The following is an 11,990-nucleotide window of genomic DNA, read 5'->3' on the forward strand; positions in this document are numbered from 1 at the left end:
CAATCACATCACTGCCCGGTTGTATGCGCGAGGTTACCGACTGCGGCCTGAGTTTTTTAAGTGACGTAAAACCGTGTTGAGGCCAACGCCCATAATGCGTGCACTGGCGCGACATCCGACGCCATTCATGGCCATATCAATGATTTTCTGGTGCGTACCGGGCTGAGAGGCGGTGTAAGTGAACTGTAGTTGCCATGTTTTACGGCAATGAGAGCAGAGATAGCGCTGATGTCCGGCAGTGCTTTTGCCGTTACGCACCACGCCTTCAGTAGCGGAGCAGGAAGGACATCTGATGGAAATGGAAGCCACGCAAGCACCTTAAAATCACCATCATACACTAAATCAGTAAGTTGGCAGCATTACCCCGGGTTCGAGTTCCTTGCCCGGTAATTCATCGCTAAAAAGGGACGATGATGAAAGAGCGGGTATTTTAGAAAAAAACATCATCCCTTCGCCAGTTAAATTGATGAAAAAATTTGATTTAAGGCAATATGTTGTTATTCCTTTATGAATATTGGATGAATGAAGCATAGTTCAATTAGGAAAAGGTGATGATTGAGTTCTGAAATAATATTCCGAGGAAAACATAAGAAGAATATTCTTATATTTTTCAATTTCTGCTACTAACCTCCTGATCATACCGGGTGTCCTGAGCGCCCGCTTGCCGTTATACTCCTGATAACTTGAAGGAAAAAGTTAGCATTTCCGGAGGCTATATGATTCTCGAACGCGTTGAGATTGTTGGATTTCGTGGTATTAACCGTCTGTCGTTGATGCTGGAGCAGAGCAACGTGCTGATTGGGGAGAACGCGTGGGGTAAATCCAGTCTGCTGGATGCCTTGACCCTGCTGCTGTCGCCGGAGTCAGACCTGTATCATTTTGTCCGCGAGGATTTCTGGTTCCCGCCGGGTGATATACAGGGCCGGGAACACCACCTGCACATTATCCTGACGTTTCGTGAATCCCAACCAGGTCGTCACCGGGTGCGTCGCTATCGTCCTCTGGAAGCCAGCTGGACGCCGTGCCAGGATGGCTATCACCGCATTTTTTATCGCTTGGAAGGCGAGTGTGCGGATGACGGTAGCGTTCTGACCTTGCGCAGTTTTCTTGACGGCGACGGCCATCCATTACCTCTCGATGACATTAACGATCAGGCGCGACACCTCGTGCGCCTGATGCCGGTACTGCGTCTGCGTGACGCGCGATTTATGCGACGGATCCGCAACGGTACGGTGCCAGATTCGGCGGATGTCGAAGTCACCGCCCGCCAACTGGATTTTCTGGCGCGTGAGCTGGCTACCCGGCCGCAAAACCTGACAGACGGGCAGATCCGTCAGGGTTTATCGGCCATGGTACAGCTGTTGGAGCACTATTTTTCCGAGCAGGGGGCTGGCCAGTCCCGCTACCGTCTGATGCGCCGTCGCTCCAATAACGAACAACGGAGCTGGCGCTATCTGGACATTATTAACCGCATGATTGATAAACCCGGCGGACGTACGCACCGGGTTATTCTGTTGGGCCTGTTTTCGACCTTGTTGCAGGCCAAAGGCACGCTAAGGCTGGATAAAGACGCCCGACCTTTATTGCTGGTGGAAGATCCGGAAACACGTTTACATCCGATCATGCTGTCGGTGGCCTGGCACTTGTTGAATTTACTGCCTCTGCAGCGAGTGGCGACCACCAACTCCGGTGAGCTGCTGTCCCTTACGCCTGTTGAACATGTTGTTCGTCTGGTGCGTGAATCATCCCGCGTCGCCGCCTGGCGGCTGGGACCGGGTGGGATCAGTGCAGAAGACGGTCGGCGAATCGCATTTCATATTCGTTTTAATCGTGCGTCATCGTTGTTTGCCCGCTGCTGGCTGCTGGTGGAAGGTGAAACGGAAACCTGGGTGATTAACGAACTGGCCCGCCAGTGCGGACACCACTTTGATGCGGAAGGGATTAAAGTCATTGAATTTGCCCAGTCAGGTCTTAAGCCGCTGGTTAAATTCGCCCGCCGGATGGGAATAGAGTGGCATGTGCTGGTCGATGGAGATGAAGCCGGGAAAAAGTACGCGGCCACGGTACGTAGCTTATTGAATGACGACAGAGAGGAAGAGCGCGAGCATTTGACCATGCTCCCCGCGCTGGATATGGAACACTTTATGTATCGCCAGGGGTTTGCTGACGTCTTTCACCGGGTGGCGCAAATTCCGGAGAACGTGCCTATGAATATGCGCAAAATAATCTCCAAGGCGATTCATCGGTCGTCAAAACCGGATCTGGCGATCGAGGTGGCGATGGAAGCCGGGCGGCGGGGCGTTGATGCGGTGCCAACGCTGCTGCGAAAAATGTTTTCCCGCGTGCTGTGGCTGGCACGCGGCAGAGCGGATTAGTGGCGAAACATCGACGACAGCTGCGAATGGATGCTGTCCAGTAGCTGATAGCGGCGGCGGTATTCTGCGCGTTTTTTGCTCGCAATATCCGCCTCGCTTTTTCGCGCCAGCGTGCGCGGAATATGATAGTACCCGTTGCTGTCGCACTCACCGCCAACCGACTCCCAAAAAGTGTTGTAGTCGGAAAGGATTACCTTGTTTTTATCGTCGTAGCGCGGGCTGCGAAAAATATGCTGTTCATTGCTTACAGCCAGAATTTGTTCGATATTTAATTGTTCCGCAAAACAGCAAATGGCTTCCATCACAATACGTTTTGGGAAAATCCCATGGCATGATTTGGTCGCTTTTTGAATTTCTTCATGTGGCAGTAATCGGCTGCCTCCCTGTAACCCGCCAATAAACAGTGTACTGCTCCCTTCATAATTGCACAGCGTAAACGTCATTTCCGCTAAAGTCTCGCCAGTGCAATTGCGTACCAGAATGGTGCTTTCACCTTCTTTATCCAGTATGATGAATGAAGTCATTATTACGCTAAATACTTCGCTATTTTTTCCCTCAATTTGTGCTAGTTGTAATCCATCTTCACTTAAATAATTCTTAAATTCAGTGGCTGAAAAAAAGCTACGGATAGCATTGTAATGATAACGCACGGCATCCAGTTTCGTTTTGTGGTCAAGATTTTTCGCGAGATAGGCGCGATGCAAACGAACCGGCAATCGTGGCTGGCGTGCAAGTATGCTATCAAGGTCAGGCCATTGCGCCAACTCGGTCATCCATTCACGCGTTAATCGCGGCATAAGCGCTGAGCGCAGCAAAAACTTACGACGAAAGCTACGCTGATGCCAAAATTGTCCGGGGCGCCAATGTCCGGTCATCAGGCTACAAAAGAGGCTAAAACTTGTGACTGGTTTTGAAGAATGAAAAGTGCTTTCAGTTAGCTGGCTCATAATATAAATCCGATTGATACCCTTGTACTAATTTCAGCACAGCGGATCTTAACCATTCATCAATAACTCTGTTATTCTTGCGCTTTTCAACGGCGATTTATTTAACGTTGATGTTTAGCACTCCACTCTGGTGGACGTATTGGGGGAATTGGGACATTTATGAAGCTCAAGGGAAAAATCAAAAAACGCTATTTTCTGTTCGCCATCATCCTTATTGTGGCGGTAATTGCACTTTGGCGAACGCTTAATGCGCCTTTACCTCAGTATCAAACATTAATTGTTCGTCCTGGCGATCTGCAGCAAAGCGTGTTGGCTACCGGTAAGCTGGATGCGCTGCGTAAAGTTGACGTCGGGGCGCAGGTCAGCGGGCAGTTAAAAACGCTGTCGGTTGCGATTGGCGATAAAGTAAAAAAGGATCAGTTGCTCGGCGTTATCGATCCTGAACAGGCGCAAAACCAAATTAAAGAGGTTGAAGCAACGCTGATGGAATTGCGCGCCCAGCGTTTACAAGCCGAAGCTGAGTGGAAGCTGGCGCGGGTTACTCTTTCCCGCCAACAACAGCTGGCGAAAACCCAGGCTGTTTCACAGCAGGATCTCGACACGGCGGCCACCGAAATGGCGGTCAAACAGGCGCAAATTGGCACAATTGACGCGCAAATTAAACGTAATCAGGCCTCACTCGATACGGCAAAAACCAACCTTGATTACACCCGCATCGTTGCGCCAATGGCTGGCGAAGTAACGCAAATTACTACGCTGCAAGGGCAAACCGTTATTGCCGCCCAGCAGGCCCCTAATATTCTGACGCTGGCGGATATGAGCACCATGCTGGTAAAAGCGCAGGTTTCTGAGGCTGATGTAATTCACCTGCATCCAGGGCAAAAGGCCTGGTTTACCGTGCTGGGCGATCCGCAAACACGCTATGAAGGTAAACTCAAAGATGTTCTTCCGACGCCAGAGAAAGTGAATGATGCGATTTTCTACTATGCCCGCTTCGAAGTTCCAAACCCGAAAGGGATCCTGCGTTTGGATATGACCGCGCAGGTCCATATCCAGCTCACGGATGTCAAAAATGTCCTGACCATCCCGCTGTCGGCGCTGGGCGATCCTATTGGCAATAATCGTTATAACGTCAGGCTGCTGCGTAACGGCGAAACCCGCGAACGTGAAGTGGTTATCGGCGCGCGTAATGACACCGATGTGGAGATCGTGAAAGGGCTGGAAGAGGGGGATGAAGTCATTACCGGTGAGGGCAACGCTGGAGCTGCAAAATGACAGCATTGCTTGAGCTGAGCCATATCCGCCGCAGCTATCCGTCAGGTGAAGGCCAGGTTGAGGTGTTGAAGGACGTATCCTTGAGCATTCAGGCCGGGGAAATGGTGGCGATTGTCGGGGCGTCGGGTTCGGGTAAATCGACGCTGATGAACATTCTCGGCTGTCTGGATAAGCCAACCAGCGGTACGTATCGCGTTGCCGGACGCGATGTCTCTACGCTGGATAGCGATGCGCTAGCGCAACTCCGTCGTGAGCATTTTGGTTTTATCTTCCAGCGCTATCACCTGCTGTCGCATTTAACCGCCGCACAAAACGTTGAGGTACCCGCGGTCTACGCTGGCACTGAACGTAAGCAGCGCCTGGCGCGTGCGCAGGAATTACTCCAGCGGCTGGGGTTGGGTGACCGGGTTGACTATCAACCTTCCCAGCTTTCCGGTGGTCAGCAGCAGCGGGTCAGTATCGCGCGTGCGCTGATGAACGGGGGGCAGGTTATTCTTGCCGACGAACCCACCGGTGCACTGGATAGCCATTCCGGCGAAGAGGTGATGGCGATTTTGCATCAGCTGCGCGATCGCGGGCATACGGTAATTATCGTTACTCACGACAGCCAGGTCGCCGCGCAGGCCGAACGGGTCATTGAAATTCGTGACGGCGAGATTGTGCGCAATCCACCGCCACAGAAACCTTCTGGCGGACGCGATATCGCGGAGCCAACGGTGAAAACGGCATCCGGCTGGAGCCAATTTGTCAGCGGTTTTCGTGAAGCGCTTACCATGGCCTGGCTGGCAATGGCCGCGAATAAAATGCGAACACTACTGACCATGCTTGGGATCATCATCGGTATTGCTTCGGTGGTGTCGATCGTGGTGGTAGGCGATGCGGCTAAACAACTGGTACTGGCAGATATTCGCGCTATTGGTACTAACACCATTGATATCTATCCTGGCAAAGACTTCGGCGACGACGATCCGCAATATCAACAGGCGTTGAGGTATGACGATTTGACGGCGCTACAGAAGCAGCCCTGGGTCAGTTCAGTAACGCCTGCAGTGTCGAAGAACCTGCGGTTACGCTATGGCAACATCGATGTTGCTGCCAGTGCTAATGGCGTTAGCGGCGACTATTTCAACGTCTACGGCATGACATTTAGCGAAGGGACCACCTTTAACGCCGAGCAACTGGCGGGGCGTGCTCAGGTGGTGGTGCTCGACAGCAATACCCGTCGTCAGTTGTTCCCCAACAAAGCGAAAGTTGTTGGCGAGGTCGTGCTGGTGGGGAATATGCCTGCCACGGTGATTGGTGTTGCAGAAGAGAAACAGTCAATGTTTGGCAGTAGCAAGATCCTGCGTGTCTGGCTGCCTTACAGCACTATGTCCGGGCGCATAATGGGACAGTCGTGGCTGAACTCGATCACCGTGCGGGTGAAGGATGGTTTTGACAGTGCCCAGGCCGAACAGCAACTGACCCGACTGTTGACGTTGCGCCACGGTAAGAAGGATTTCTTCACCTGGAATATGGACGGTATCTTGAAAACCGCCGAAAAGACCACACGTACATTACAACTCTTCCTGACGCTGGTGGCGGTGATTTCGCTGGTGGTCGGTGGGATTGGCGTGATGAATATTATGCTGGTTTCGGTAACCGAACGAACGCGTGAGATTGGCATTCGTATGGCGGTTGGCGCTCGCGCCAGTGACGTGCTGCAACAGTTCTTAATTGAAGCAGTGTTGGTGTGTCTGGTTGGCGGCGCGTTGGGCATTAGCCTGTCGATGCTGATCGCCTTTACGCTACAGCTATTTCTGCCGGGCTGGGAAATTGGATTTTCACCCGTCGCGCTGTTGACGGCTTTCCTGTGTTCGACTGCAACCGGGGTGTTGTTTGGCTGGCTACCGGCGCGGAATGCGGCACGTCTGGATCCGGTAGATGCTCTGGCGCGGGAATAATGCCACAGAGATAAAAATGCCAGCCGCAAGGGCTGGCATTTTGACTGCGGGATGTACACAATGAGACAGAAGAGCTATGCGACAGCTTCTGCTTCAATGACAGGCACGATGACACTGGCATGATTGCCTTTTGGCCCCTGGTGGACATCAAACTGGACAGACTGTCCGGCTTTTAGCGTTCTGTAACCATCCATCTGAATGGTGGAGTAATGGGCGAAAATATCTTCGCCGCCGCCTTCGGGGCAAATGAAACCAAACCCTTTGGCGTTGTTGAACCACTTAACAGTACCCGTTTCCATACTTCGACATCCTTCGTAAATCTTATATAAGTAAGATGGAATGAACCGGTGGCGGAGTGGGGGCTGTTCAAAACCTCGCCAACTCTCGAAACTACAATTTAGAGAAATCAGGCGGGGCGTCAAGCGCCAGGCAGACGGAATAGGGTAAAAATGCATCAAAATTTGAAGCAGTTAACGCTATTGTCGGTTATGTGACAGATGTCGCGGATGGCACTAATAGATGATAGTTATCTAATACTTGAGGTAGATTGATTGTGCGCATAGGCTGCTTGTCATCGGCAAGATTTTCTGCCGGAAACCGTAACTGAAGATGACGACTGACAATGGGTAAGACGAACGACTGGCTGGATTTCGATCTGCTGGCGGAAGATAAATTGCGCGACGCGCTAAAACCGCCATCTATGTATAAAGTGATATTAGTCAATGATGATTACACTCCGATGGAGTTTGTTATTGACGTGTTACAAAAATTCTTTTCTTATGATGTAGAACGTGCAACGCAACTGATGCTTGCAGTTCACTATCAAGGCAAAGCTATCTGCGGTGTGTTCACTGCCGAAGTGGCTGAAACCAAAGTAGCGATGGTGAACAAATATGCGAGGGAGAACGAGCATCCGTTGCTGTGTACGCTGGAAAAAGCCTGAATGCAGGCATAAACATTGGGGGAGGTGCCTATGCTCAATCAAGAACTGGAACTCAGTTTAAACATGGCTTTCGCCAGAGCGCGCGAGCACCGACATGAGTTTATGACCGTCGAGCACTTGTTACTGGCGTTGCTCAGTAACCCATCGGCCCGCGAAGCGCTGGAAGCGTGTTCTGTGGATCTGGTGGCGCTCCGTCAGGAACTCGAAGCCTTCATTGAACAGACCACACCTGTATTGCCTGCCAGTGAGGAAGAACGCGACACGCAGCCAACGTTGAGTTTTCAGCGTGTACTGCAACGCGCGGTCTTTCATGTTCAGTCCTCCGGGCGCAATGAAGTTACCGGCGCAAATGTGCTGGTCGCTATCTTCAGCGAGCAGGAATCTCAGGCGGCTTATCTGCTGCGTAAGCATGAAGTAAGTCGTCTTGATGTGGTGAATTTTATTTCTCATGGCACGCGCAAAGACGAACCCAGCCAGTCTTCTGACTCTGGGAATCAGCCAAATAACGAAGAGCAAGCTGGCGGGGAGGACCGTATGGAAAACTTCACGACTAACCTTAACCAGCTTGCCCGAGTGGGCGGAATTGATCCGCTCATTGGCCGGGACAAAGAGCTGGAGCGCGCCATTCAGGTACTGTGCCGTCGCAGAAAAAACAACCCGCTGCTGGTGGGAGAGTCTGGTGTCGGTAAAACCGCCATTGCCGAAGGTCTCGCCTGGCGTATCGTCCAGGGTGATGTGCCTGAAATTATGGCTGATTGTACTCTTTACTCCCTGGATATCGGCTCGCTGCTGGCAGGCACCAAATATCGCGGTGATTTTGAAAAACGCTTTAAGGCGCTGTTGAAACAGCTGGAACAGGATACTAACAGCATTCTGTTTATCGATGAGATCCACACCATTATCGGTGCGGGTGCGGCATCGGGCGGCCAGGTGGATGCGGCTAACCTTATCAAGCCGTTGCTCTCCAGCGGGAAGATTCGTGTGATAGGGTCCACAACCTATCAGGAATTCAGCAATATCTTTGAAAAGGATCGTGCCTTAGCGCGCCGTTTCCAGAAAATCGATGTCACTGAGCCATCGGTAGAAGAGACCGTGCAGATCATCAACGGTCTGAAGCCGAAATACGAAGCGCACCATGACGTCCGCTATACCGCCAAAGCGGTGCGTGCAGCGGTCGAACTGGCGGTGAAATACATTAACGATCGTCATCTGCCGGATAAAGCGATTGACGTGATTGATGAGGCGGGCGCGCGTGCGCGTCTGATGCCGGTCAGCAAGCGCAAGAAAACCGTCAACGTGGCGGATATCGAGTCCGTTGTGGCCCGCATTGCGCGGATCCCGGAGAAGAGCGTTTCCCAGAGCGATCGCGACACGCTGAAAAACCTGGGCAACCGTCTGAAAATGCTGGTATTCGGACAAGATAAAGCCATTGAGGCGCTGACTGAAGCGATCAAAATGAGCCGTGCCGGTCTGGGACACGAGCATAAACCGGTCGGTTCGTTCCTCTTTGCCGGACCAACTGGCGTCGGTAAGACCGAAGTCACGGTGCAGTTGTCCAAAGCACTCGGCATTGAACTGCTGCGTTTTGATATGTCCGAATATATGGAACGCCACACCGTCAGCCGCCTGATTGGTGCGCCTCCGGGGTATGTCGGTTTCGACCAGGGCGGTTTGCTGACCGATGCTGTTATTAAGCATCCGCATGCGGTACTGCTGCTGGATGAAATCGAAAAAGCACACCCGGATGTCTTTAACCTGCTGTTGCAGGTGATGGATAACGGCACGCTGACCGACAATAACGGGCGTAAAGCGGATTTCCGCAATGTGGTGCTGGTCATGACCACCAACGCCGGTGTGCGTGAAACTGAGCGTAAATCGATTGGGTTGATTCATCAGGACAATAGTACTGATGCAATGGGCGAAATCAAAAAAGTGTTTACGCCGGAATTCCGTAACCGCCTCGACAACATTATCTGGTTTGATCATCTCTCTACCGAGGTGATTCATCAGGTTGTTGATAAGTTTATCGTCGAGCTTCAGGTTCAGCTGGATCAGAAAGGTGTCTCTCTGGAAGTGAGCCAGGAAGCACGTGACTGGCTGGCAGAGAAAGGCTACGACCGCGCAATGGGCGCACGTCCAATGACGCGTGTTGTCCAGGATAACCTGAAAAAACCATTGGCTAACGAACTGCTGTTCGGTTCGCTGGTGGATGGTGGCCAGGTGACCGTTGCGCTGGATAAAGAGAAAAATGAGCTGACTTATGGTTTCCAGAGTGCGCAAAAGCACAAGCCAGAAGCTGCACATTAATCTTTAATCACCTAATCAGCCGGGCGTAATGCCCGGTTTTTTTTCGCCTGATAAAAGTGATTTGAATTGGGATATTCAGAGGAGTTTAAACGGCAGGCAAAAAATAAGCCTGCGTAAGGGAGATTACGCAGGCTAAGGAGGTGGTTCCTGGTACAGCTAGCATTTATGGGTTATGTTTTTCAGCGGAGGGGATAATACCCTTAATGAACGAAACGGTATGTGATCGATTTCTAAGAATCTTCCGAACGCTGAAAAATAACCGTAATTAACTACTTAGCATGCGGGTCGCGCGTGGACTCACCGGTAAAATTACGCATCAACAATGCATAATTCAGATCGATATCCTCCGGTACAGGCATCCACACGGTGTAACCATCGCCCGGCGCAACCGGCATCGCTTCGCCTTTCGCGTTTTCCATCTGTTCGAGAGTAAAGTTGATGTTGCCCTGTGGGGTCATCAGCTCCAGGCTGTCGCCGACGGTGAATTTGTTTTTCACCAGTACGGCTGCCAGTTCGCCTTTACGTTCGCCGGTGAATTCGCCGACAAACTGCTGACGCTCGGAAACAGAGAAACCGTATTCGTAGTTCTGATAGTCGTCATGTGTATGGCGGCGCAGGAACCCTTCGGTGTAACCACGATGTGCCAGACCTTCCAGCGTTTCCAGCAGTTGCGGGTCGAACGGTTTACCGGCTGCGGCATCATCAATGGCTTTACGATAGACCTGCGCGGTACGTGCACAGTAATAGTATGACTTGGTGCGGCCTTCGATCTTCAGGGAATGCACACCCATCTGCGTCAGACGTTCAACGTGGGCAATGGCACGCAAATCCTTCGAATTCATGATGTAAGTGCCGTGTTCGTCTTCGAACGCGGTCATGTACTCGCCCGGGCGCTGGGCTTCTTCGATCATAAAGACTTTGTCTGTCGGTGCGCCAATACCCAGCGTAGGCTCAACGTTTTGTACCGGGATAGGCTCGTACTTATGCACGATATTGCCCACCACGTCTTCTTTGCCTTCCTGCACGTTGTATTCCCAGCGGCAGGCATTGGTGCAGGTACCCTGGTTAGGGTCACGTTTGTTGATATAGCCAGAAAGCAGGCAACGGCCGGAGTAGGCCATACACAGCGCACCGTGAACGAAGATCTCAAGCTCCATATCCGGCACCTGGGTGCGGATCTCTTCGATTTCTTCCAGCGACAGCTCGCGGGAGAGGATCACGCGGGTCAGCCCCATCTGCTTCCAGAATTTCACCGTCGCCCAGTTTACGGCGTTAGCCTGTACTGAAAGGTGAATGTCCATGTCAGGGAAGTTTTCGCGCACCAGCATAATCAGACCAGGGTCTGACATGATCAGTGCATCCGGCCCCATTTCCACCACCGGTTTCAGATCACGAATGAAGGTCTTCAGCTTGGCATTGTGTGGGGCAATGTTAACCACCACATAGAATTTTTTACCCAGTTCATGAGCTTCATTAATGCCGAGCTGCAGGTTTTCGTGGTTGAATTCGTTGTTGCGTACGCGCAGTGAGTAACGCGGTTGGCCCGCATACACAGCGTCTGCGCCATAGGCGAAAGCGTAACGCATGTTTTTCAGCGTTCCCGCCGGGGAAAGGAGTTCCGGTTTAAACATAATTTTCTCGTTCTGATGACAGGTCAGACTCGCCTCACTCAATGAGGCGGTTAGGGGAGTGCCCCCATATTAAGGGCGGGCATTGTAGCGCTGCGAGGAAGTCAGGTAAAGAAAAACGCCGGGCGACAGCGTTGCGTTACCCGGCTGAGCGAGTAATTATCAGGTCTTATCTTTTATCGTCTGACTGGCACCATTGGTCTTAACTGAAGCAATACCGGTCTCGCGTGACTGTTCATTCGCATACAGTTGACTGCTACCAATAATCTGGTGGTTTGCAGCTTTCAGGTTGAAATGTAATTTGCCATTAGCCGCTGTTTTTTTCTCATAACGCTCATCCAGAGGGCTGTTAGCCTGGACAGATGCGATCCCTTTTTCTGCAGCGCCTTTTGTAGTGTAAAGCTCACTGGTAAGGATTATTTCCCCGTTCCCAGCTTTAAGAACAAAGCGGTACTGATCATCGCTACTCTTACTTAATTCAAACCAACCAGCCATATGAACTCCTTGATTAAAAGTTTTATATCAAACAGTTATTGACGACAGTATTGTCAGAAACAGTATGAGCGATATTT

The 11,990-nt window shown here is 51.5% G+C and carries 9 protein-coding genes and 1 pseudogene; 5 read left to right on the plus strand and 5 right to left on the minus strand.

All coding sequences use genetic code 11. The annotated features are described in order from the left end of the window. Positions 1 to 309, minus strand: a pseudogene (locus tag OGY18_RS05165) (IS1-like element transposase); the annotation flags it as partial. Positions 310 to 716: 407 nt separating this feature from the next. Between OGY18_RS05165 and OGY18_RS05170 the strand changes: the two are divergent. Further along, the gene (locus OGY18_RS05170) at positions 717 to 2,375 is read left to right on the plus strand and encodes an ATP-dependent endonuclease (RefSeq protein WP_003834292.1); all 1,659 of its coding nucleotides are present in this window, start codon (positions 717 to 719) and stop codon (positions 2,373 to 2,375) included. Here OGY18_RS05170 and OGY18_RS05175 read toward each other — a convergent pair. After that, the gene (locus OGY18_RS05175) at positions 2,372 to 3,322 is read right to left on the minus strand and encodes a VirK/YbjX family protein (protein WP_003834290.1); all 951 of its coding nucleotides are present in this window, start codon (positions 3,320 to 3,322) and stop codon (positions 2,372 to 2,374) included. The two genes, OGY18_RS05170 and OGY18_RS05175, sit on opposite strands and share 4 nt — an antisense overlap. Positions 3,323 to 3,481: 159 nt before the next feature. On the opposite strand from OGY18_RS05175, the gene macA reads away from it, so the two are divergent. Then, positions 3,482 to 4,597 carry a macrolide transporter subunit MacA gene (gene macA, locus OGY18_RS05180; RefSeq protein ID WP_148361767.1) on the plus strand — a complete coding sequence of 372 codons (1,116 nt, stop codon included), beginning with the start codon at positions 3,482 to 3,484 and terminating at the stop codon, positions 4,595 to 4,597. Then, positions 4,594 to 6,540 carry a macrolide ABC transporter ATP-binding protein/permease MacB gene (macB, locus tag OGY18_RS05185; protein WP_003834285.1) on the plus strand — a complete coding sequence of 649 codons (1,947 nt, stop codon included), beginning with the start codon at positions 4,594 to 4,596 and terminating at the stop codon, positions 6,538 to 6,540. The genes macA and macB overlap by 4 nt, the downstream gene beginning before the upstream one ends. A 74-nt stretch (positions 6,541 to 6,614) precedes the next feature. On the opposite strand, the gene cspD is transcribed toward macB, so the two are convergent. Continuing rightward, positions 6,615 to 6,839: a cold shock-like protein CspD gene (gene cspD, locus OGY18_RS05190; protein WP_003036813.1), complete on the minus strand. Its 225-nt coding sequence runs from the start codon at positions 6,837 to 6,839 to the stop codon at positions 6,615 to 6,617. 323 nt (positions 6,840 to 7,162) lie between these two features. Between cspD and clpS the strand changes: the two genes are divergently transcribed. Together clpS and clpA are read left to right on the plus strand one after the other, a co-directional pair. After that, positions 7,163 to 7,483: an ATP-dependent Clp protease adapter ClpS gene (clpS, locus tag OGY18_RS05195; protein ID WP_003036810.1), complete on the plus strand. Its 321-nt coding sequence runs from the start codon at positions 7,163 to 7,165 to the stop codon at positions 7,481 to 7,483. Between the two features lie 30 nt (positions 7,484 to 7,513). After that, on the plus strand, positions 7,514 to 9,790 hold the full coding sequence (gene clpA / locus OGY18_RS05200; RefSeq protein WP_003036804.1) for an ATP-dependent Clp protease ATP-binding subunit ClpA: 2,277 nt from the start codon (positions 7,514 to 7,516) through the stop codon (positions 9,788 to 9,790). A 269-nt stretch (positions 9,791 to 10,059) separates the two neighbouring features. Here the strand turns inward: clpA and trhP are convergent, their stop codons facing one another. Both trhP and OGY18_RS05210 read right to left on the minus strand, forming a co-directional pair. Further along, positions 10,060 to 11,421, minus strand: coding sequence for a prephenate-dependent tRNA uridine(34) hydroxylase TrhP (gene trhP, locus OGY18_RS05205; protein WP_003834280.1), 1,362 nt, complete (start codon positions 11,419 to 11,421; stop codon positions 10,060 to 10,062). Between the two features lie 159 nt (positions 11,422 to 11,580). Further along, positions 11,581 to 11,913 (minus strand): YegP family protein, encoded by a 333-nt coding sequence (locus OGY18_RS05210; protein ID WP_003834279.1) that lies wholly within the window; start codon positions 11,911 to 11,913, stop codon positions 11,581 to 11,583. Positions 11,914 to 11,990 lie beyond the last annotated feature (77 nt).

This window comes from Citrobacter sp. Cpo142 (assembly GCF_030332425.1).
Classification (GTDB): Bacteria; Pseudomonadota; Gammaproteobacteria; order Enterobacterales; family Enterobacteriaceae; genus Citrobacter; species Citrobacter portucalensis.